The sequence below is a fragment of the Pseudomonas iranensis genome (genome assembly GCF_014268585.2).
Taxonomy (GTDB): Bacteria; Pseudomonadota; Gammaproteobacteria; order Pseudomonadales; family Pseudomonadaceae; genus Aquipseudomonas; species Aquipseudomonas iranensis.
The window spans coordinates 1,597,768-1,620,688 of the sequence record NZ_CP077092.1 but is presented as its reverse complement, the minus strand read 5'-3'; the positions used below and the strand labels follow the sequence as shown (position 1 = coordinate 1,620,688).

The following is a 22,921-nucleotide window of genomic DNA, read 5'->3' as shown; positions in this document are numbered from 1 at the left end:
TGTAAGTGCCGCAGCGCGTCAGACACGTTCGATGGCCAGGGCCAGACCTTGGCCAACACCGACGCACATGGTCGCCAAACCTTTCTTGCCGCCAGTCTTTTCCAGATGATGCAGGGCGGTCAGCACCAGCCGCGCACCGCTCATACCCAACGGATGACCGAGGGCAATCGCGCCGCCATTCGGGTTGACCTGCGGCGCATCGTCGGCCAGGCCCAACTCCCGCAATACCGCCAGCCCCTGGCTGGCAAACGCTTCGTTGAGTTCGATCACGTCGAAATCGCTGACCGCCACGCCGAGGCGCTCGGTCAGTTTGCGCACCGCCGGCACCGGGCCGATGCCCATCACCCGTGGTGCAACGCCGGCGCTGGCCATGCCGAGCACTTTTGCGCAGGCGGTCAGGCCGTGTTTTTTCACCGCTTCGGCTGATGCCAGAATCAGCGCAGCAGCACCATCGTTTACGCCTGAGGCATTGCCGGCGGTGACGGTTTTGTCCGCGCCGTTGACCGGTTTCAGTTTGGCCAACGCTTCAATCGTGGTGTCGGCGCGCGGATGTTCGTCCTCGCTGACCACGGTTTCGCCCTTTTTGTGGGCGATGCGCACTTCGACGATTTCTTCAGCGAAGTATCCGGCGGCTTGAGCGGCGGCGGTACGTTGCTGACTGCGCAAGGCAAAGGCGTCCTGATCTTCGCGCGAAACCTTGTAGTCGTCGGCAACGTTGTCAGCAGTTTGCGGCATGGCATCGACGCCGTACTGCGCTTTCATCAGCGGGTTGACGAAGCGCCAGCCGATGGTGGTGTCTTCCAGTTTCATGTTGCGCGAGAACGCCGCGTCGGCCTTGCCCATCACGAATGGCGCGCGGGACATCGACTCGACGCCGCCGGCAATCGCCAGCTCCATCTCGCCGCTGGCAATCGCACGGAATGCAGTACCGATCGCGTCCATGCCCGAAGCGCAGAGGCGATTGAGCGTAACGCCGGGCACGCTGTCCGGCAGACCCGCCAGCAGCAGCGCCATGCGCGCAACGTTGCGGTTGTCCTCGCCGGCCTGGTTGGCGCAGCCGAGGAACACCTCATCGACGGCATTCCAGTCCACCGATGGATTGCGCTCCATCAGAGCCTTGATCGGCACGGCGGCGAGGTCATCGGCGCGCACGGTGGACAGTCCGCCGCCGAAACGGCCGATGGGGGTGCGAATCGCGTCGCAGATATACACGTCACGCATCATGCTTCTCCCGGTGCCTGACCGTGGGCGGCGGCGGTGCGCGCTTCAAGATCACGCAGCGCGGTCAGCTCGACTTCGGTCGGCTCAGCGGTGGTTTCAATGGAGTCGGCAAAACGGATCGCCCAACCGGTGGCGGCGACCACTTGCTCGCGGGTCACGCCCGGATGCAGCGCGGTGACCACGAATTCGCGGGTACCCTCCTCCGGTTCCATGATGCACAGGTCGGTGATGATGCCCACCGGCCCGGCGCCCGGCAGGCCCAAACGTTTACGCGAATCGCCACCTTCGCCGTGACCGACCGAGGTGATGAAATCGAGTTTGTCGACAAACGAACGCGCCGACTGTTTAAGGATGATCAACACACTCTTCGCCGAACCGGCAATCTCCGGCGCGCCACCGGCACCCGGCAGACGCACTTTCGGCGCGTGGTAGTCGCCGACCACGGTGGTGTTGATGTTGCCGAAACGGTCGACCTGGGCGGCGCCGAGGAAACCGACGTCGATGCGCCCGCCCTGCAACCAGTAGCGAAAAATCTCACCGGTCGGCACCACGGTGTCGGCGGTCTCGGCCAGCTCGCCGTCACCGATCGACAGCGGCAGCACGCTCGGCTTGGCGCCAATCGGGCCGGATTCGTAAATCAGCACCACGTCCGGCGATGATGTCAGACGCGCGAGGTTGGCGGCTTTCGATGGCAGGCCGATGCCGACGAAGCATACCGAGCCGTTCTTCAGGCGCCGGGCCGCCGCGACGGTCATCATTTCATTGGTGGTGTAAGTCATTACTTGGCCTCCGAAGCAGCGGCCAATTTGGCCTGGAATTCGCTGAAGTCAGCGCAGCCATGGATGTATTCGTTGATCCACGCGGTAAACGTCTCACGGTCGCGAGCGATCGGGTCCCACGCCTGATAGAAACGATTGTCACGCTCGGTGTAACCGTGAGCGTAGGACGGATGCGCGCCACCCGGCACATGGCAGACCGCGCTCAAGGCCCAGGTCGGCAGTACGCAAGCGTTCATCGGTGCATTGAGGTCGTCGACGATTTCTTCCACGGTGACGATGCAGCGCTTGGCCGCCAGCGCCGCTTCTTTCTGCACGCCGAGAATGCCCCAGAGCAACACGTTGCCTTTGCGGTCGGCTTTCTGCGCGTGAATCACGGTGACGTCCGGGCGTACCGATGGCACTGCCGCCAACACTTCGCCGGTGAACGGGCAGGTCACGGTTTTGATCAGCGGATTGACCTTCGGCAGGTCGGAGCCGGCGTAGGCACGCAGGACCGCGAACGGCAGGCCGGACGCGCCGGCGACGTAGGCGTTGGCGAGGTCGGCGTGGCTGTGTTCTTCAATTTCCAGCGCGTGCGGCCACTGCTTTTCGACCGCGTCACGCAAACGGTGCAGCGAACCAACACCCGGGTTGCCGCCCCAGGAGAAAATCAGTTTGCGCGCGCAACCGGCGCCGATCAGTTGGTCGTAGATCAGGTCAGGCGTCATCCGCACCAGCGTCAGATCTTTCTTGCCTTGACGAATAATTTCATGACCCGCTGCCGTAGGGATCAGGTGAGTGAAGCCTTCGAGGGCGACGGTATCGCCGTCGTTGACGAATTGCTTCACCGCGTCGTGCAGCGAAAGGATCTCAGCCATGGAGCGGGCTCCTGTTCTTGTAAGGAATCGCCAGTGATAAAAAGGCGCGAGGTTCAGCGCCGGAGTCACTGAAGATTAAGCTCGGGAAATTCGCCAAACAATCCGATAATCGACTGAGTGTTCGTTTATCGAACGGATTGTTGCTTCCCTAATGATCGTTCCCACGCTCCGCGTGGGAATGCAGCCCGGGACGCTCCGCGTCCCTGTACAGCCGAACGCAGAGCGTCCGTTGAGGCATTCCCACGCGGAGCGTGGGAACGATCATGGGTCTGCCTCAGGTCGCATCCGCATGACTGACCATGCCCTTGATCAGCACCGCCGCCGTCGCCAAACCGGCCGGGATCACCAGCGCGGTCAGCACCTGCTCGAAATTCCAGCCCAGGCCGAGCAAGGTTGCGCCCATCCATGCGCCGAGAATCGCGCCAAAACGGCCGATGCCGAGCATCCACGACACCCCGGTCGCGCGACCTTGAGTCGGGTAGAAGCGTGCTGCCAATGACGGCATCGCCGATTGCGCGCCGTTAACGCACATGCCCGCCACCAGTACCAGCGTCGCCAGCAAGGTGATGTTGCCCAGGCTCTGCCCCACGGCGTAGGCAAACACCCCGGCCAGCAGGTAGAAAATGCCGATGACCTTGTGCGGATTGAAGCGATCCATCGCCCAGCCCACCCCGACCGCGCTCAACACGCCGCCAAACTGGAACAACGCACCGATGAACGCGGCCTGCTCCATGCTCGCGCCGCTGTCGCGCATCAGCGTCGGCAGCCAACTGGTCAGCAGGTACACAATCACCAGGCCCATGAAATAGGTCAGCCACAACAGCAGCGTGCCGGTGCTGTACGTGCCGGAGAAGATCACCGCAAAGACATTACGCGCTTTCACGGTCTTCTGTTCCGGCACGCTGAAGCTCGCAGCCTGGGCGACGGTAACCGGGTCGATCGGCGCGAGGGTCTTGCGTACTTTGTCGGTGCCACGGTTGCGCACCACCAGGTAGCGCGCCGATTCCGGCAGCCAGAACAGCAGCACTACCGCGAGGATCAGTGGCAGGATCCCGCCGATCATCAGCAACGCGTGCCAGCCGAAGGCCGGGATCAGTTTTGCCGAGATGAAACCGCCGCCGGCCATGCCGAGGTTGAAGCCGCAGAACATGCTGGTCACCAGCAGCGACTTCTTGCGCTCCGGTGTGTATTCCGAGAGCAGCGTCGTCGCGTTGGGCATGCCCGCGCCGAGACCGAGACCGGTCAGAAAGCGCAACACCAGCAGTTGTTCGACGTTGGTGCTGTACGCCGAGGCCAGGCTGAAGCCGCCGAACAGAATCACCGCACCGACGAGGACAACCTTGCGCCCGAAGCGGTCAGCCAACGGGCCGGAGCCGAGCGCGCCGAAGACCATACCAATCAGCGCGGCACTCATTACCGGGCCGAGGCTGGCGCGGTCGATGCCCCAGTCTTGCGACAGCGCCGGGGCGATGAAGCCCATGGCGGCGGTGTCGAGGCCGTCGAGAAATACGATCAGGAAACACAGGATCACCACCCGCCACTGATAGCGCGAGATCGGTTGGGCGTTGATGAAGGTCTGCACATCGAGGCAGTTACCCACAGCGGACTGAGGCTGGTTCATTATTTTTATTCCACGCAAAAAACGCAGTCGAACGGCGGCCGGCCAAAGGAAGGCACGGTCACAAGAATAGAAGGTTGTAATCAGGCGTTGCGGTGAACCCGGCAACAACGGGTGGGATACAGACAGTCGGGGAGCGAGCGCATGGTGAGTTGCCTCTTGTCATTATTATGGGGTCGACAGTCCGGCGAGCTCATTCACATCAGCGCCGGATGACGCTGCCGCGACATTAATGATCCGAGGGTTTTAGCGTCAATTCGATAAACGCAACACTGTGCGTTTATCGAACAGCTTCCTCAGGCGAACAACTGCGCACTGAGGTCGCGACTGGCGCTGAGCAGGCCCGGCAAGAAGCGCTGCTCCAGCTCGGCGCGACTGACCCGCCCGGCGTGGGTGCTGACATTCAGCGCGGCGACCACTTGCCCGGAGGCGTCGTACACCGGCACAGCGATCGAGCGCAGGCCCTGTTCCAGTTCCTGATCGACAATGCACCAGCCCTGCTGCCGCACCTGCTGCAAACATTCGAGCAACGCGTCGGGGGTATGAATGGTGCGGCTGGTTTTGGCCACCAGTTCGGCGTGGTCGAGGTATTCGCCCAAGGAGGTGTCGTCCAGCGCGGCCAACAGAATGCGCCCCATCGACGTGCAATAGGCAGGGAGACGCCCGCCGACGGAAAGGTCGACCGAGATCAATCGCTGAGTGGTCGCCGAACGCGCGATATAGAGAATGTCATCGCCCTCCAGCGTCGCCATGTTGCAGGCCTCGTGCAGTTGCTCGCTCATGCGATCCAGATACGGTTGGGCGGAGACGGCCAGCGGTGTCGAGGACAGATAGGCGTGGCCGAGGGTCAGCACTTTCGGCAGCAGCGAATAGGTGCGGCCGTCGGTGGTGGCGTAGCCGAGCTTGATCAGCGTGTGCAGGCAACGGCGCACGGCGGCGCGAGGGATTTCAGTGCGATGACTTATCTGCGCGATGGTCAGGTGGCGTTTGCGTTCCTGAAACGCCTGCACCACGGCCAGACCACGGGCCAGGGACGTCATGAAATCCGGATCACCGGTCAGCGCCTGAATGCGCTTGGCCGGCGAGGCGACAATGGGCGGCGCCACCGAGGTGAAGGAGTTGCGCATTTGATCGTTCATTTCTTGTCCTTGTCCGGCACGCATCGATGCCTAGTCAAACGGCTCGCCGCGCGATGCACAAGCACCGGGGCGCCAACATTGGGCGATTATCGAACCGCCGACCGATAATCGCAATCCAGCCCCCGCTCTCCTCTTCATCCTTGAGGCAGCTTTAGCGATTCTGCTCGCAACTTAGTTGTTCTAGTTAATGACGCCAAAAACAGAACGCCGGTTCTATAACGCTGTCTTTACACTTAACTAGCGGCAAAAGTTGCCAGCAACAAAACCATCACACATTCAGAACCGTTTTTAACTTGGCAAAGATAGTCATTCCCGAATCGGCCGCTATAATGCACCCTAGTCGCGGCGCTTTAATCAAAAGCCCGCGACTTGCTGAAACGAGGTCCTTCGTCTCAGCTCCGGCCAGCGCCCGGCGCCCATCACACATGCAACGCCAGCGCTCGCTGAAACAGGAAACTGATGCTGCGTCAGTTTTTATCTGGTGCCGTAGCCGCCTGTAACACGGAAGTCTTGATCGCCTCTGCAATGTCTCCGCGCCCGATCGGGCTGTGGATGACTGGCGGGCTCGCTCAATTGACTCGTTGCAGTGTGTTTCACCGGATATTCAATTCAACTCATACAGGTAGCACCGTGACAAAAGACGAACTGCGCGCGGAACTAGAGCGCCAGGAACAACGTTACAAGGAAGTTTACGGCGGGGAAGTCACCACCTACGCCGCTCAGCCGGAACCGGAACGCAAGGCATGGCGCAAGCGCCCTACTGTTCAGGATCAGGTGTTCAAGCAGGAAATCGAAAAGATCGAAAAGGAACTCAAAGCCGAAGAGCCATGAGCCACGGCGATTGAGCATTCGAAAGTCGGCGTCCGCCTGAGCCACAGCGCGGTGGAAGACGACACCTCGCGCGCCCGCTAACCGCGGGCAGCGGCTGCATCGCTGTTCTGCGGCTTATGAACGAGCGTCCCACAGGTTTCAGAGATATTTCAGACAAGCGTTTGAGCCTTTGAGATATCAGAAAAATTGGCTTAAAAATCTTCTTTTTTCAATAAAATCAAAGAGTTGAAAAACCCTGCGTGCTGCTTGGTTTTCACGCCCTGCAACAAATTAAATCGAAGAAGGGTGTGACCAGTGAGCAGACGGGGCATCGATTTCCTGTCTTTTCTGGCATAATCGCGCCCCCTTACGACCGGGTCAGAAAACCTTCATGATCGATTTATTCAGCGGACTGGATGCTTGGGTGCTTGTGAGCCTCTTGCTCGCCCTGACGTTTGTCCTCGCCTTCGAGTTCATCAATGGATTTCATGACACCGCTAACGCGGTAGCCACTGTTATCTACACCAAAGCCATGCCGCCACACCTGGCGGTGTTCTTTTCCGGTGTGTTCAATTTCCTCGGCGTGCTGCTGGGCGGCGTTGGCGTGGCGTATGCCATCGTCCACTTGCTGCCGGTTGAACTGCTGATCAATGTGAACACCGGCCATGGCCTGGCGATGGTGTTCTCGTTGCTCGCCGCGGCAATCGCCTGGAACCTGGGCACCTGGTACTTCGGTATCCCGGCTTCCAGCTCGCACACCCTGATCGGCTCGATCCTCGGTGTCGGCCTGGCCAACGCACTGATCAACGACATTCCGTTGAGAGATGGCGTGAACTGGCAGAAAGCGATCGACATCGGCGCCTCGCTGGTGTTCTCGCCGATGGCCGGCTTCCTCATCGCCGCGCTGGTGCTGATCGGCCTGAAATGGTGGCGCCCGCTGTCGAAGATGCACAAGACGCCGGAACAGCGCCGCAAGATCGACGACAAAAAACACCCGCCGTTCTGGAACCGCCTGGTCCTGGTGATCTCGGCCATGGCCGTGAGCTTCGTGCACGGTTCCAACGATGGCCAGAAAGGCATCGGCCTGATCATGCTGGTGCTGATCGGTATCGTCCCGGCGCAGTTCGTACTCGATCTGAACAGCACCACCTACCAGATCGAACGCACCCGCGACGCGACCCTGCACCTGAGCCAGTTCTACCAGCGCAACGCCGATTCGCTGGGTGAGTTCCTAGCCCTGGGCAAGAGCGTGGAAGGCGACCTGCCGGAAAAATTCCGCTGCAACCCGCAGCAGACCGAACCGACCATCACCGCCCTGCTGCACACCCTTAAAGGTGTAGCGGACTACCATTCGCTGTCGTCGGACAGCCGCATCGAAGTGCGTCGCTACCTGCTCTGCCTGGACGACACGGCGAAGAAAGTCGGCAAGCTGCCAGGCCTCGAAGCCCGTGAAAAGGCTGACCTCGACAAGCTGCGCAAAGATCTGACCACCACCACTGAATACGCCCCGTTCTGGGTGATTCTGGCGGTCGCCCTGGCACTGGGCCTGGGCACCATGGTCGGCTGGAAGCGCGTAGTGCTGACCATTGGCGAGAAGATCGGCAAGCAAGGCATGACCTATTCCCAGGGCATGTCGGCGCAGATCACCACCGCCAGTCTGATCGGCATGGCCAACATCTTCAGCCTGCCAGTGTCGACCACTCATGTGTTGTCTTCGGGTGTGGCCGGGACCATGGTTGCTAACAAAAGCGGCCTGCAGGGTGGCACGGTGAAGACTATTCTGCTGGCCTGGGTGTTGACCCTGCCGGCGACCGTGGCGCTGTCGGCCGGGTTGTTCTGGTTGGCTTCGAAGGCTTTGGGTAGTTGATCGTTAGCTGTTGATTGGAAAAGGCGTGATTCGTGAGGATCACGCCTTTTTTGTTATTGGGGGTAGGAAGTCTGCCGAAGGGGCAAAAGATCAAAAGCCAAAGCAAAAGCCAGATCAAGAGCCCCTCACCCTAGCCCTCTCCCGGAGGGAGAGGGAACTGACCGAGGTGTTTGAGCGAGTTACGTCGATGTGAAATTCCGAGTTGAACTCAGGATTTGAAAAGCACACAAATCAGCTCCCTCTCCTCGGGGAGAGGGCTGGGCGGGCGGCGTTCCGATGAGGGGCGAATCCAACACAGATCCAAAGCAGATCACACGCTTTTCACCACTCAAAACAATGAGCGCAAGCTCGAGTACCGCTTTTGATCTTGATTCACAGGCGACGTCGGAAGGCTGAGCGGAGGGATTGATCCGGGGGTGGGAGCGCAGCGACCGTCTGGCGCAGCCAGACACAGCGGAAGGAGGTGCAGCGAAGCAAACCGGAGCCGCTGCGCCCGGATCAGTCCCGGAGCGAAGGGACCCGAGCCTGCGAGGGCCGAACGCAGGAGCTAGCGTTTTGGTTACTTTTTGGCGTCTGAAAAAGTGACTCGCCGTAAGGGCGAAACCGCCAGCCGCCACACCCGAAGCAACGGATATTCACCCAAAACCCCAACAGCCTAGTCGGCCAAAAGGCCGCCAAGGCACAAAAAAAAGGGGCAACCGAAGTCGCCCCAAAATGCCTTGCGTGCCCATCAAATCCAGAAGAACTCACTTGCGCCGCTTATGCGCATCCTTCCAGATAAAAAATCCAAACCCTGCAAAAAACAGCACCATAAGCCCCACCGTGAGAACCCCGGCAAACACCACGTTATCGAAAAACATGACTGACCTCCCGGCCCTGCTTTGCTTTGCTTTGCTGCGATGGACTCAAATTAACAAACACACAGGCGCACATATTGACCAGGATCAATATCCGCAACGAAGGGAAATAAAGGAGGGGAAATAACTGACCTGCATCAACCAATGCAGCGGGAGATCAACGCTTTTTCGGCTTGTTCTTCGACTTTTTCTTGGCTTTTCCCAACGGCATCGCCTGCTCGAAAGCCTGACGCACTTCGTTCAGGCGCTTTTCGTTGAGGTCATGCACACGCTTGGCGCGTTCAGTGCTGAGGTCGATCAGTTTGTCGTCTTGGCTCATGGCGTCCGGCACATCGCAGAAGAGATCACAGCTGCCGTCACCGACAGGATTGCGCCAATCATGCCGCTTGGCGCAGGCGCTGACCAGTCACTGCTCAAATCTCGATATCGACCCACAGCCCCTGACGCGGCTGATCATCTATCAACGGCACCACTGGCACGGTGTTGTCGGCGTTCAACTCGGTACCCGGCACGGCCAGATGCTCTTCAGGATCCTCATCCGCCTCGCGGCGTCGGCGGTCACGTTCCTGCTGACGACGCTGTTCTTCGCGCGCCAGCAGACGATCCTCTTCCGGATCACGCTTCTGCAGATCGATCGTGCTTTCGTTGGAGCTTTCCTGCACCGGCACCACTGGCGGGATGTCCGGCCGCTGGCGGATCGGATCCTGCTGGGAAGTGATCGGCACGGCGCTCAAGGGGAGCATCGGTGGCAACATATAAAGGTCTCCTGTCTGCAGGCTATCGGCTGGGGTGCAGGCGCCTTGAGCCGCCTGTCGCAAACTTGTGATGCGCTTGGCACCTGTTGGAGCTGCCGAAGGCTGCGATCTCTTATGGGACAACGCAAAACCGAAGTGTTCCCACAGATCAAAAGATCGCAGCCTGCGGCAGCTCCTACCCCAGTATTTCTTTGGCCTCAGGGTCGCATTCCGTTAAGATAGCCCGCTTTTTCAAGGTGGGAGTCAGGCAGCATGGCGCAGCAGTATCAACCGGGGCAACGCTGGATCAGTGACAGCGAAGCAGAGCTTGGTTTAGGCACCGTTCTGGCACAGGACGGCCGCTTGCTGACCGTGCTTTACCCGGCCACTGGCGAAACCCGCCAGTACGCGCTACGGAATGCGCCCCTGACCCGCGTGCGGTTTTCGCCGGGCGACTCCATCACCCATTTCGAAGGCTGGAAGATGACCGTGCAGCAGGTCGACGACGTCGACGGGCTGATGGTCTATCACGGCCTCAACGGGCAGAACGAGGTCGTCACGCTGCCGGAAACCCAGCTGTCGAACTTCATTCAGTTCCGTCTGGCCAGCGACCGCCTGTTCGCCGGACAGATCGACCCGCTGCCGTGGTTCTCCCTGCGCTACAACACTCTTGAACACACCAGCCGCCAGTTGCAGTCCTCGCTGTGGGGCTTGGGTGGCGTGCGTGCGCAACCGATCGCGCACCAGTTGCACATCGCCCGCGAAGTCGCCGACCGTATCGCCCCGCGTGTATTGCTGGCGGACGAAGTGGGTCTGGGTAAGACCATCGAAGCCGGTCTGGTCATCCACCGCCAGCTGCTCTCGGGCCGCGCCAATCGCGTGCTGATTCTGGTCCCGGAAAACCTCCAGCATCAGTGGCTGGTGGAGATGCGCCGCCGTTTCAATCTGCAGGTCGCGCTGTTCGACGAAGAACGCTTTATCGAAAGCGATGCCACCAACCCGTTCGAAGACACGCAACTGGCGCTGGTCGCGCTGGAGTGGCTGGTCGACGACGAGAAGGCACAGGACGCCTTGTTCGCCGCTGGTTGGGACCTGATGGTGGTCGACGAAGCGCACCACCTGGTCTGGCATGAAGACAAGGCCAGCGCGGAATACTCGCTGGTCGAGCAACTGGCCGAAGTGATTCCCGGCGTGCTGCTGCTCACCGCCACCCCGGAACAACTCGGTCAGGACAGCCACTTCGCCCGTCTGCGCCTGCTTGACCCGAATCGTTTCCACGACCTGGCCGCGTTCCGCGCCGAGAGCGACAACTATCGCCCTGTGGCCGAAGCGGTGCAGGAACTGCTCGACAAGGGCCGTCTCTCCGCCGAGGCGCACAAGACCATTCACGGTTTCCTCGGCAATGAAGGCGAAGCCCTGCTCACCGCCGTCAACGATGGCGATACTGAAGCCAGCGCCCGCCTCGTCCGTGAACTGCTTGATCGCCACGGCACCGGCCGCGTGCTGTTCCGCAACACCCGCGCCGCTGTGCAGGGTTTCCCGGAGCGAAAACTGCATCCATACCCGCTGCCGTGCCCGGACGAATACCTCGAACTGCCGCTGGGCGAACACGCCGAGCTGTACCCGGAAGTCAGCTTCCAGGCCCAGCCGGACGCCAGCGAAGAAGAGCGCTGGTGGAAATTCGACCCGCGCGTCGAGTGGCTGATCGATCAGCTGAAAATGCTCAAGCGCACCAAAGTGCTGGTGATCTGCGCCCACGCCGAAACCGCGATGGACCTGGAAGACGCGTTGCGCGTGCGTTCCGGCATCCCGGCCACGGTGTTCCACGAAGGCATGAACATCCTCGAGCGTGACCGCGCCGCCGCCTACTTCGCCGACGAAGAATTCGGCGCGCAGGTGCTGATCTGCTCGGAGATCGGCAGTGAGGGTCGCAACTTCCAGTTCGCTCACCACCTGGTGCTGTTCGATCTGCCGTCGCACCCGGACCTGCTCGAACAGCGCATCGGCCGTCTTGACCGGATCGGCCAGAAGCACATCATCGAACTGCACGTGCCATACCTGGAAACCAGCCCGCAACAGCGCCTGTTCCAGTGGTACCACGAAGCGCTCAACGCCTTCCTCAACACCTGCCCGACCGGCAACGCCTTGCAGCATCAGTTCGGCCCACGCCTGCTGCCGCTGCTCGAAGAAGCCGATGACGGCGAGTGGCAAGCGCTGATCGACGAAGCACGGGCCGAGCGTGAGCGTCTCGAAGCCGAGCTGCACACCGGCCGCGACCGTTTGCTGGAATTGAATTCCGGCGGCGCTGGCGAAGGTGAAGCGCTGGTAGAAGCGATCCTCGAGCAGGACGACCAGTTCGCCCTGCCGATCTACATGGAAACCCTGTTCGACGCCTTCGGCATCGACAGCGAAGACCATTCGGAAAACGCTCTGATCCTCAAGCCGAGCGAGAAGATGCTCGACGCCAGTTTCCCGCTGGGCGACGACGAAGGCGTGACCATCACCTACGACCGCAATCAGGCGCTGTCGCGCGAAGACATGCAGTTCATCACCTGGGAACACCCTATGGTGCAGGGCGGCATGGACCTGGTGCTGTCCGGTTCGATGGGCAACACCGCCGTCGCGCTGATCAAGAACAAGGCGCTGAAGCCGGGCACCGTGTTGCTGGAATTGCTGTACGTCAGCGAAGTGGTCGCACCGCGCTCGCTGCAACTGGGTCGCTACCTGCCACCGGCGGCGCTGCGTTGCCTGCTCGATGCCAATGGTAATGACCTGTCGCCACGGGTGTCGTTCGAAACCCTCAACGATCAGCTGGAAAGCGTGCCACGGGCCAGCGCCAACAAGTTCATCCAGGCCCAGCGCGATCAATTGACGCCACGGATCAACGCCGGCGAAGAAAAGATCGCCCCGCGTCACGCCGAGCGTGTGGCCGAAGCGCGCCGTCGTCTGGCCGCCGACACTGACGAAGAACTGGCGCGCCTGACCGCGTTGCAAGCGGTCAACCCGACCGTGCGTGACAGCGAACTGGAGGCGTTGCGCACTCAGCGTGAGCAGGGTCTGGCAATGCTCGACAAAGCGGCGTTGCGCCTGGAAGCGATTCGGGTGCTGGTGGCGGGTTAAACCGCCCTGCTCCACCGCTGAAAACCAAGAGGCCCGCAGTGATGCGGGCCGATCGTTCCCACGCTCTGCGTGGGAATGCAGCCCGGGACGCTCCGCGTCCCTACCGAAGCTGGAACGCAGAGCGTCCCTTGAGGCATTCCCACGCAGAGCGTGGGAACGATCATGTGGGAGCGAGCCTGCTCGCGAAAACGGTCAGGCAGTCGCCGCAGAAATTTCTGGCTCAACCACCGCCACCAATCCCTCCTTCATCCGCTGTGCATCGCGAACAAAACACCGCGATGCCAGAAACAGAAAGACCATCGTCAGGAACAGCGCCACCGGGATCAGGTACATCGCGTCATGCAGGCCGACAGCCTTGAACGCTTCGGTCATCTGCTCAGCCCCCGCCGCCAGCATCGCCGTGTGCGCGAAGTGATCCGACAGCCCACCCACCACCACTGGCCCCAACCCGCCGCCGAGCAGATACAGACCGGCAAAGAACAACGCCATCGCCGTGGCCCGCAGGCGCGGTTCGACGACGTCCTGAATTGCCGTGTACACGCAGGTATAGAAGTTGTAGGCGAACAGCCAGCCGACGCTGAATACCGCGACGAACACACCGATCTCGATGCGCCCGGCATGCAGCGCCCAGGCTGTGCACAACGTTGAAATGATCAGGCTGAACGCGGCAAACAACAGCCGCCCACTGGCGAAGCGCTGATGAATCTTGTCGGCGATCCAGCCGCCAAGGGTCAGCCCGACCAATCCCGTCACGCCAACGATGACACCGGTGGCCACCGCCGCCTCCTGCAACGGCATGAGGAAATAGCGCTGCAGCATCGGCACCAGAAACGAGTTGCAGGCATAGGTCGCGAAGTTGAAGCACAGCCCGGCCATCACCAGCCACAGGAAGGTCGGCACGGCGAGGACGCGGCGGATCGGTTTGTCGACTTTCTCTTGCGAGACCTGCACGGTTTCAGCCGCTCCGCGTTTCGGCTCTTTGATGAAGAACATGAACACCGCGAGGATCAGCCCCGGCACGGCAGCGATGAAGAACGGCGCGCGCCAGCTGTCGAACGCCTTGACCATCGCGCCGATGGTGAAGAACGCCAGCAGCAGCCCCAGCGGCAGGCCAAGCATGAAAATACCCATCGCCCGCGCCCGACGGTGTGCGGGAAACAGATCGCCGATCAGCGAGTTGGCCGCTGGTGCGTAACTGGCTTCGCCGATGCCGATGCCCATGCGCACGATGAGGAAACTCCAGAAACTGCCGACCATGCCGTTGACCGCAGTCAGCGCACTCCAGGTCGCCAGGCCCCAGCCCATCAGCTTGCTGCGTGAACCGGTGTCGGCCATGCGCCCGAGTGGCAGGCCGGCAATCGCGTAAACAATGGTGAACGCAGTGCCGATGATGCCCAGCTGAAAGTCGCTGAGGTGCCATTCCATGCGGATCGGTTCGATGATGATCGCCGGGATGGTGCGATCGAAGAAATTGAACAGGTTGGCGAGGAACAGCAGGAACAGAATGCGCCAGGCATTCGCCGCTTGGGTCGAGTTCTGCATGGGTCCGTCTCTTTATTGTTATGAGGGCTTCACTGCCAGCGCGTCGAGCCCGGAACCTGCAATCTAGTCAGCCGCACGGGGGCTGTCTGTCATCATTCGTCAGCCTGATATCGACCCATCGCACTGTAACGAAACGTAAGCCCTTGATAAGTCTGGAATCCCCCGCCATACGGGGCTTTCGCGGCAAAATCCGGCGACAAAAAAATAGTTTCGCGCCCCCCTTCCCAACGCCATGGCAAAGCCTAGAATGGCCGCCGGATCCGTCCGGATCTTCCGATCAATCCCTTTGATACCCCCGCCCATGTCCGAAGCCAGTCCGTGTCTGAATTGCGGTGCCTGCTGTTCCCACTTTCGCGTGTCTTTTTTCTGGGGTGAGTGCTCATCCGCTGGCGGGACGGTGCCCGATGAACTGGTCGCGCAGATCACTCCGAGCCGGGTGGCAATGATCGGCACCGATCGCAAACCGGCGCGTTGCATGTCGCTGGCGGGTGAGGTCGGCAGCGCTGTGGCCTGCACGATCTATGACAAGCGCTCGAGCACCTGCCGCGAGTTCGAGGCGTCGTGGGAGAACGGCGAGCACAATCCCGACTGCGACAAGGCCCGCGCCGCCCACGGCCTGCCACCCTTGCCGCCACACTGGAACGACCTGCCGCTGGAGCGCATTGCCTGAGCGTTAGCGCGAATCGCTATGAGCCTAATGGCAAAATCATTACCACCAATGTGCCACTACGGCTTGCAGCCGGGAAACCGCCTCTATACTGCTTTCATTCGCCTGCGTTGATTGACGCACGGGCCAGATGAATCCGAGACGGGGCATGCTATGGAGTGGCTTGGTTTGCAGTTTGTTGCCGAGCTGCCGGCGAGCGGGCAGATTCTCCTTGATTGCAGTCACAATCCTCTGCTGGTGATGGTGGCCTATCTGGTCGCCTGTGCAGCGAGCTTCGCCACCCTGGACATGGCAGAGCGCCTGGTGCATGCCGAAGATCCGGGGTCGCGGCGAATCTGGCGCTGGATCGGCGCGACCTGCCTGGCCGGCGGCATCTGGGCCATGCACTTCATCGGCATGCTGGCCTTCCAGACCCCCATCGATATTCAGTACGACCTCGGCATTACCCTCCTGTCGTTGCTGATCGCCCTGCTCGCCTCTTGGCTGGCCATGCACACCCTCAGTGAGGTGCAGCCGAGCGCGTTGCATTGCCTGAAGACCGCGTGTGTCATCGGTTTGGGCATCGCTGGCATGCATTACGTCGGCATGGCCGCGATGAAGTCGAGCGCCACCGCCTACTATCAGCCAGGGCTGTTCGCGCTGTCGGTGCTGATTGCCATCGGCGCCAGTTTCACCGCGCTGTGGGTGGCGCGCTATCTCAGCGAAGGCAGCGGCGTCGCGCATCAATTGCTCAAGTACAGCGCGGCGCTGATTCTCGGCGCCGGCATTATCAGCATGCACTTCACCGGCATGGCTGCGCTGGATCTGGTGCTTCCAGAAGGCGCTCTGGCAGCGAGCGGTGGCGACACCGGCCATCTGCAACTGGGCCTGACCGTAGCGCTGATCATCCTGTTGATTCTCGGCAGTGCGATCAGCGCCGCCCTCGCCGACAAAAAGCTGCAGAACAAGGAAAACGACCTGCGCCGGCTCAACGCCCTGCTCAGCCAACTCGATCAGGCGCGCATGTCTTTGCAGCAAGCGGCCAATTACGACGCGCTGACCAACCTGATCAACCGCCGTGGTTTCAACCAGATGTTCGCCGAGAAGCTCAGCCAGAAAACCAGCGAGGGCGGCATGCTCGCGGTGATGTTTCTCGACATTGACCACTTCAAGCGCATCAACGACAGCCTTGGCCATGACGCCGGCGACGCGCTGCTCAAAGTCATCGCCCAGCACATCAAAAGCTCGGTGCGCAGCCATGAAGACGTGGTCGCGCGGTTCGGCGGCGACGAATTCTGCATACTCATCAGCCTGCGTGACCGCGAAGAGGCGCGCGGTATGGCGCAGCGCATCATGCACAAGATGAAAGAGCCGATCGAACTGGCCGGCCGGCGCATGGTGATGACCACCAGCATCGGCATCAGCCTGTTTCCCGAAGACGGCACCACTTGCGAAGAGCTGCTCAAACACGCCGACCTGGCCTTGTACCAATCCAAAGGCGCCGGGCGCAACGGTCTGCATTTCTTCAATTCCAGCCTGAAGACCCGCGCCAGTTTCGAGCTGCAACTGGAAGAAGAACTGCGCAGTGCGCTACGGCAAGACCACGCGCTGATGCTCTATTACCAGCCGATCTTCGAAGTAAAAACCGGTCGCGTGACCAAGCTCGAAGCGTTGATTCGCTGGCAGCATCCGGTTCACGGTTTGCTCACCCCGGATCGCTTCATCAGTATTGCCGAGAACAACGGTTTGATCGCCGAACTGGACAACTGGGTGTTGCGCCGCGCCTGCAAGGATCTTGGCGAGCTGTCGCGGCATGGTTGTGCCGAATTGAAAATCGCCTGGAACTGCTCGCCGCTGAATCTGGCGCGCGAGGAGCTGGCCGAGGAGATCGAACACGCCTTGCGCACCGCCGGTGTGGCGCCGGAACGCCTGGAACTGGAGGTCACCGAAAACGCCTTGATGGGCAACATCGCCAACACTCTGGTGCTGCTGCGGCAGATCCGCGCCCTCGGTGTGTCGCTGTCGATCGATGATTTCGGCACCGGCTATTCGTCGCTGGCCTACCTCAAGCGTCTGCCGCTGAACACCCTGAAAATCGACCGCTCGTTCATCCTCGACATCCCCACCGCTACGGCGGACATGGAGATCGTCCAGGCGATCATCGTCATGGCTCACACCCTGCATCTGCAGGTGGTCACCGAGGGCGTCGAGAGCCTGGAGCAATACGAGTTTCTCGAGCGTTCGGGCTGCGACTTCATTCAGGGTTATCTGCTCAGCCGCCCGGTGCCGCTGGACGAATTACGCGCGGTGCTCGATGAAATCAACCAGCGCAAACCCGTGCTCGGGGTCAATCCGTTGAGTCTGGCGCGCGATACATTTGCACCAGCGTCGCTGGATCCTTCGCTAAAAAGCCTTGCGCCCCATGCAGGCGCATCAATTGTGCGGCCAATCCGCTGATCGGCGTCGCCGAGCCCTGCTCGCGGGAAAATTTCACCGCTGTGTCGAGATCCTTGAGCAGCGTGCGCACATGCCACTTGATCGGTTCGAAACGGCTCTCGGCCATTTGCGGAGCAAGGATCTGCAACGGTTTGGAATCGGCAAAACCACCGGCCAGCGCCTCGGCGATCAGGCTGGCATCGACCCCGGCCTGTTCGGCCAACGCCACCACTTCGGCAATCACCAGCGCATTGCAGGCGACAATCATCTGGTTGCAGGCCTTGGTGACCTGGCCAGCACCGACGCCGCCCATGTGCGTGACGCGCTGACCGAGGCTGAGCAGCACCGGGCGTACGCGCTCAAGATCTGCCGCTGCACCACCGACCATGATCGCCAGACTGCCAGCGTCGGCGCCGCCCACGCCGCCGGAAACCGGGGAGTCAAGCCAGCCCATGCCGCTTTTCTCGGCCAGCGCTGCGGCCATTTCGCGAGTGGCGGTCGGTTCAAGACTGGAGAAATCCACCAATAGCTGGCCGTTTTTCGCACCTTTGGCAACGCCGCCAGCGCCAAACACCACCTCACGCACCACGGCAGTGTCGGCCAGACACAGCATGACGATGTCGGCGTGTGCGCACAGGTCAGCCGGGCTCGATACCTGGCGGGCGCCGGCCGCAACCAGCGGTGCACACTTGTCCGGGTTGCGGTTCCACACCGTCAGCGGATAACCCGCCGCCAGCAGACGCCGGCACATGGGCAGGCCCATCAGGCCGATTCCGGCAAACCCCAACGAAGGTAGCGTTGACATCATTTCGCCTCTTTTCGATTAAAGATCACCGAATCATGGCCGATTCATCAACGATCAGGAAAGGATTCCGCCCGGCGATCAGATCAGCCAGCACTACGACGCCCGGGCCGTATTCGCGCACACAAGACGCGAGATCTTATTCCGTGAGGTTCGCCGGCACTGTTCGGCGGGCCAATCCAGTCCAGGTAAATGGCGCACCATGACCTCTAAAAACAACCCCGCCAGTGCAACAGCCGATCTGACCCTGAGCCCCGCCGCGAACAGCGCGTCATTATCCAGACCGACGCCGCCTTCGCGCCCGCTGTCGACCCAGCAATACTTGTACTTCACCGAGACCAACACCGACCGCATCCTCGATAACCTCGACGGCCTGCGCGATTCGGTGTTCCCGCGCCCGGCGCATCAGGAAGGCGACAACGAGCAGCACAACGACCAGGAATTCCCCTCGGTGTGCCTGATCGGCCTCGGTCGCTGCGGCTCCAACATCGCCCTCGACGTGGCGGAGCTGGTGTACAACGCGCGCAAGTTCTACCTCAACGAATTCAACAACGAAGACCGCCCGACCGACCGGCGTCTGGCCGACAAGGGCTACAGCCCGGCGCAGTGGATCAAGAACAACCTGCGCATCGGCACCAGCAAATCGACCAAACCGGTGTTTCTGGTCGAACCGCTGGTGATGCTCGGCGACCTCGACAAGGACATCGCCGGGCGCATCCGTTTCTCGCGCAAGGGCGAGAAAAGCGGCTTCCTGCGCGACTACAGCAAAATGAAGATCATGGACTTGTCCGAAGTCCACGCCGGTGGCGCCGGTAACGCGCCGATCCTCGGCCAGTACCTGGCGAAAATCATCCTCAACAAGGACACCCAGCGCTTCTCCAGTCCCGACTGGAAAATGATCCACTCGTACCTGATCGACAGCTGCGGGATCAAGGCCAACCAGTCGCGCCTGTATTTCTCGATCTTCAGTGCCGGCGGCGGTACCGGTTCGGGCATGGCCTCGGAGTTCGGTCTAGCCCAGCAGCACTCGTACATGAACAAGACCTTCGACACCAAGCCGATGGACGAGCATGACGGCAAGAGCGGTCATTCGTTTGTCTTCGAGCCGATCTTCACCAGCGGCATCTGCGTGCTGCCGAACATTTCCGACCACCGCAGCGAAATGTCCGAGGCGCTGCACATCAACGCCGGGCGCCTGCTGTGCAAATACCTGTCGGAGGAATGGGATTTCTCCTACAACTTCGCCAACGAAGACAGCAGCGAAGCCAGCGTGATGGGGCGTATCCGCCCGTGGAACGCGATGATGCTGATCTCCAACGACATCATGCGTTACGCCGAAGAAAGCGATGACGGCAATATCCAGAACATTGATGTCAATGCCATGGAGAAACACGCCAACCAGTACATCTCGCAGCAGATCTTCAATATTCTGACGGCGCAGGCAGTCACCACTGACTACGACCAGAACTACTTCCGCCGCGCCGGCATCGACATCGGCGAAACCATCCGCCTGGATGCCAACGACCTGTTCATGAGTCTGGCCGGCCCGGTGGCGATTGCCTACGCCGAATCGGTAGTCCCGGAAACCCCACCGCCGAGCAGCGACAAGTTCAAGGTCTTCGATAAAGAGCCGCAACGCCTGAACATCGACGACCTGTTCTTCCGTTCGATCGACCTGCCGCACTTCAACAAGGTCACTCAGGCCATCGAAGGCATCAGCCTGCTGCCGATTGAATCCAAGCGTTATCGCGCTTCGCTTGAGCAGTACAAGAATTCCGGCTACGACGCCGCCGCGCTGCACGATTTGCACTTTTTCAAGAATTGCTCGTCGGTGGTGTCGATCGTCTCGCTGCCGAAAGACTACAAACTGTCGTACATGGACCTGAACCGGTTGAAGACCCACCTCAACAGCCTGTTCCCCAACACCACGCTCAAGCGTTACGCGCTGGTGATCGGCGCTTCGGCCAACCTGTCGCTGACCACCCTGATCGCCAAGAGCCCGTGCCTGTCGGACGACTTCCTCACACTGATCGTGGCGTTCATCAAGCGCTGCTTCGCGAAGAATCCGTACCGTTTCGACGAGACGCTGGATAACTCGATTCTCGACTTCATCATTCAGGAAGACTTCGACGAGGAGCGGATCGACGACCTGCTCAACGAATTCGAAAACCCGGCGAAGATCCTCGATACCAACTGGTACGCGATCAAACCGATGTACGAAAAGAAATACCGTGAGTTGATCAACGACAAGGACAAGTTCGTCTCGATCAATGACATTCGCCTGTCACGCGATTGCGTGAAGAAGTCGATCAAGTACCTGCGCGAGATCTACCGCCACCGGATTGGCAAGACCAAGGTGATTTCGCTGAATAACCATACCGGGAAGACTTACTCGGTCTGATCCAGCAGCGAGTCGCCCCATTCGCGAGCAGGCTCGCTCCCACAGGAAAGTGCATTCCAAGGTGGGAGCGAGCCTGCTCGCGAAGGCGCCCTCGACTTCACCGACAAATTCAGCTTTACGAACATCCAGAAACAATTAAGCGACCCTCAGGCCGCTCCATAAACTGTTCCCGTTACGTTTACGTCACCGTGAGGCGTGGCATTTCTCCACGGCAAGGTGCCATCACGCTACTCCGCTACACACTTGCGGCGCGGCAATCGAGGCACCAAAAGGGTGCGGGCAATTAAACGGCCGCCCTTTCCTGGATCAGAATCCACGGCGAAACCACCACGGCCCACAGCTGCGGATCACGTTCGAAAATATCCAGTGCCCGCGTTTCAGACAGCTTGGCGACCTTGTCGTCGGCCAGCCAGGCCGCGACTTTCTCGCCTTCATCCGAAGCCACGGCCTCGGCGGCGGCGATCAAATCCAGGTCAGGGTCGACCCACAATAGGGCACCCTTGGCGAAGAACGGCTCCAGCTCTTTCCAGGTAATAGATGCCGTTTCACCAAGCAGCTTGGCATAGAGGGTGCTAGGTTCTTGATTCATGGGAGCTGTCCGGAAAAGAAATCGACGCGAATGATAACGTCGGTGGTCCGTCAGAAAAACCCGGTTGCAAATCGCTGCACCGAACGAAAAGAGCAGGAACGCCAGGGAATGCTGCCTTTTGGGATATATGCCCCCGATTGCCCCGCCGCAATTCTGTCTCTTTCATTCAAAAATGCGACACCCCCAAGTTTTGCCCCGTGGCGCCCGCTTCCCAGTTGATCAAGCGGCGCTCTACACTGTACCGGTACAGTTGCCGGGGCATTTTCCGGAGGGTATCGCAAAGATATCTGACCCGGTTCTGCTGCTACGGCGCCAGAACTCTAAAAAATACAACAGTAAGAGTGGAGCACTATGACTAAGGCTACTAAGCAGATTTCCAAACTGTTTGCCGCTATGGTTCTGGCCGGGGTTGCCAGCCATTCGTTCGCAGCTGACACCATCAAAATCGGTATCGCCGGTCCTAAAACCGGTCCAGTAGCCCAGTACGGCGACATGCAGTTCAGTGGCGCGAAAATGGCCATCGAGCAGATCAACGCCAAGGGCGGCGTCGACGGCAAGAAACTCGAAGCCGTTGAATACGACGATGCCTGCGATCCGAAACAAGCGGTAGCGGTAGCGAACAAGGTCGTCAACGACGGCGTCAAGTTCGTGGTCGGTCACCTGTGCTCCAGCTCCACTCAGCCAGCTTCGGACATCTACGAAGACGAAGGCGTGATCATGATCACCCCGGCTGCCACCAGCCCGGATATCACCGCCCGTGGCTACAAAATGATCTTCCGCACCATCGGTCTCGACAGCGCCCAGGGCCCTGCCGCCGGCAACTACATCGCCGATCACGTGAAACCGAAAGTGGTTGGCGTGCTGCACGACAAACAGCAGTACGGTGAAGGCATCGCCACCGCCGTGAAATCGACCCTCGAGAAGAAAGGCACCAAGGTTGCCGTCTTCGAAGGCGTCAACGCTGGCGACAAGGACTTCTCCGCCATCATCGCCAAGCTCAAGCAAGCCGGCGTCGACTTCGTCTACTACGGCGGCTACCACCCGGAGCTGGGTCTGATTCTGCGTCAGGCTCAGGAAAAAGGCCTGAAAGCCCGCTTCATGGGTCCGGAAGGCGTGGGTAACGACTCGATCACCCAGATCGCCAAGGACGCGTCCGAAGGCCTGCTGGTGACCCTGCCGAAATCCTTCGACCAGGATCCGGCCAACGTTGCCCTGGCTGACGCGTTCAAAGCCAAGAAGGAAGATCCGAGCGGTCCGTTCGTGTTCCCGTCCTACTCGGCAGTGACCGTGATTGCCGAAGGCATCAAGGCGGCCAAGTCCGAAGACGCGACCAAAGTGGCTGAAGCCATCCACGCCGGTTCGTTCAAGACCCCGACCGGCGACCTGAGCTTCGACGACAAGGGCGACCTGAAGGACTTCAAATTTGTCGTGTACGAGTGGCACAACGGCAAACCTAAAACCGAAGTTTCGCCTCAGTAAGGCCTTGCCCGACTGACTGCCAAT

General features: G+C 60.5%; 18 protein-coding genes. 7 read left to right on the top strand and 11 right to left on the bottom strand.

Annotated elements, in window-relative coordinates; genetic code table 11:
* Window positions 1-18: 18 nt before the first annotated feature.
* The 5 genes from pcaF to pcaR all read right to left on the bottom strand — a co-directional run bounded on the left by pcaF (window position 19) and on the right by pcaR (window position 5,614).
* Window positions 19-1,224: a 3-oxoadipyl-CoA thiolase gene (gene pcaF / locus HU724_RS07115; protein WP_186568245.1), complete on the bottom strand. Its 1,206-nt coding sequence runs from the start codon at window positions 1,222-1,224 to the stop codon at window positions 19-21.
* Entirely contained in the window at window positions 1,221-2,000 is a 780-nt protein-coding gene (locus HU724_RS07110) for a CoA-transferase subunit beta (protein ID WP_186568243.1), read from the bottom strand. Before HU724_RS07110 ends, pcaF begins: the two co-directional genes overlap by 4 nt.
* Window positions 2,000-2,857, bottom strand: coding sequence for a CoA transferase subunit A (locus HU724_RS07105; protein WP_024011937.1), 858 nt, complete (start codon window positions 2,855-2,857; stop codon window positions 2,000-2,002). The genes HU724_RS07110 and HU724_RS07105 overlap by 1 nt, the downstream gene beginning before the upstream one ends.
* 274 nt (window positions 2,858-3,131) lie before the next feature.
* Complete coding sequence (gene pcaK, locus HU724_RS07100; protein ID WP_039762657.1) at window positions 3,132-4,478, bottom strand: 4-hydroxybenzoate transporter PcaK; 1,347 nt, start codon at window positions 4,476-4,478, stop codon at window positions 3,132-3,134.
* Window positions 4,479-4,771: 293 nt separating this feature from the next.
* On the bottom strand, window positions 4,772-5,614 hold the full coding sequence (pcaR, locus tag HU724_RS07095; protein ID WP_016771343.1) for a pca regulon transcriptional regulator PcaR: 843 nt from the start codon (window positions 5,612-5,614) through the stop codon (window positions 4,772-4,774).
* Between the two features lie 630 nt (window positions 5,615-6,244).
* On the opposite strand from pcaR, the gene HU724_RS07090 reads away from it, so the two are divergent.
* Window positions 6,245-6,445, top strand: coding sequence for a hypothetical protein (locus tag HU724_RS07090; RefSeq protein ID WP_008080067.1), 201 nt, complete (start codon window positions 6,245-6,247; stop codon window positions 6,443-6,445).
* A gap of 370 nt (window positions 6,446-6,815) precedes the next feature.
* A complete protein-coding gene (locus tag HU724_RS07085; RefSeq protein WP_016771345.1) occupies window positions 6,816-8,291 on the top strand; it encodes an inorganic phosphate transporter in 1,476 nt (491 codons plus the stop codon).
* Window positions 8,292-9,037: 746 nt separating this feature from the next.
* Here HU724_RS07085 and ccoM read toward each other — a convergent pair.
* From ccoM to HU724_RS07075, 3 genes are all read right to left on the bottom strand, one after another.
* Window positions 9,038-9,151 carry a cytochrome c oxidase subunit CcoM gene (gene ccoM, locus HU724_RS27770; RefSeq protein WP_016771346.1) on the bottom strand — a complete coding sequence of 38 codons (114 nt, stop codon included), beginning with the start codon at window positions 9,149-9,151 and terminating at the stop codon, window positions 9,038-9,040.
* A gap of 154 nt (window positions 9,152-9,305) precedes the next feature.
* Complete coding sequence (locus HU724_RS07080) at window positions 9,306-9,467, bottom strand: hypothetical protein (protein ID WP_016771347.1); 162 nt, start codon at window positions 9,465-9,467, stop codon at window positions 9,306-9,308.
* A gap of 94 nt (window positions 9,468-9,561) precedes the next feature.
* On the bottom strand, window positions 9,562-9,903 hold the full coding sequence (locus tag HU724_RS07075; RefSeq protein ID WP_024011931.1) for a hypothetical protein: 342 nt from the start codon (window positions 9,901-9,903) through the stop codon (window positions 9,562-9,564).
* Between the two features lie 252 nt (window positions 9,904-10,155).
* Between HU724_RS07075 and rapA the strand changes: the two genes are divergently transcribed.
* Entirely contained in the window at window positions 10,156-13,002 is a 2,847-nt protein-coding gene (rapA, locus tag HU724_RS07070) for an RNA polymerase-associated protein RapA (protein WP_186568241.1), read from the top strand.
* Between the two features lie 192 nt (window positions 13,003-13,194).
* On the opposite strand, the gene HU724_RS07065 is transcribed toward rapA, so the two are convergent.
* Window positions 13,195-14,544, bottom strand: coding sequence for a spinster family MFS transporter (locus tag HU724_RS07065; protein ID WP_073475856.1), 1,350 nt, complete (start codon window positions 14,542-14,544; stop codon window positions 13,195-13,197).
* A 301-nt stretch (window positions 14,545-14,845) separates the two neighbouring features.
* Between HU724_RS07065 and HU724_RS07060 the strand changes: the two genes are divergently transcribed.
* Together HU724_RS07060 and HU724_RS07055 are read left to right on the top strand one after the other, a co-directional pair.
* On the top strand, window positions 14,846-15,214 hold the full coding sequence (locus tag HU724_RS07060; RefSeq protein WP_125925258.1) for a YkgJ family cysteine cluster protein: 369 nt from the start codon (window positions 14,846-14,848) through the stop codon (window positions 15,212-15,214).
* A 150-nt stretch (window positions 15,215-15,364) separates the two neighbouring features.
* On the top strand, window positions 15,365-17,647 hold the full coding sequence (locus tag HU724_RS07055; protein ID WP_186568239.1) for a putative bifunctional diguanylate cyclase/phosphodiesterase: 2,283 nt from the start codon (window positions 15,365-15,367) through the stop codon (window positions 17,645-17,647).
* Here the strand turns inward: HU724_RS07055 and HU724_RS07050 are convergent.
* A complete protein-coding gene (locus HU724_RS07050; RefSeq protein ID WP_186568237.1) occupies window positions 17,538-18,434 on the bottom strand; it encodes an NAD(P)-dependent oxidoreductase in 897 nt (298 codons plus the stop codon). The two genes, HU724_RS07055 and HU724_RS07050, sit on opposite strands and share 110 nt — an antisense overlap.
* A gap of 196 nt (window positions 18,435-18,630) precedes the next feature.
* Here HU724_RS07050 and HU724_RS07045 point away from each other — a divergent pair, with 196 nt between their 5' ends.
* Entirely contained in the window at window positions 18,631-20,829 is a 2,199-nt protein-coding gene (locus tag HU724_RS07045) for a hypothetical protein (RefSeq protein ID WP_076566290.1), read from the top strand.
* Between the two features lie 283 nt (window positions 20,830-21,112).
* On the opposite strand, the gene HU724_RS07040 is transcribed toward HU724_RS07045, so the two are convergent.
* The gene (locus HU724_RS07040) at window positions 21,113-21,418 is read right to left on the bottom strand and encodes a DUF2288 domain-containing protein (protein ID WP_016771353.1); all 306 of its coding nucleotides are present in this window, start codon (window positions 21,416-21,418) and stop codon (window positions 21,113-21,115) included.
* 351 nt (window positions 21,419-21,769) lie between these two features.
* Between HU724_RS07040 and HU724_RS07035 the strand changes: the two genes are divergently transcribed.
* Complete coding sequence (locus HU724_RS07035) at window positions 21,770-22,897, top strand: branched-chain amino acid ABC transporter substrate-binding protein (RefSeq protein WP_016771354.1); 1,128 nt, start codon at window positions 21,770-21,772, stop codon at window positions 22,895-22,897.
* Window positions 22,898-22,921 lie beyond the last annotated feature (24 nt).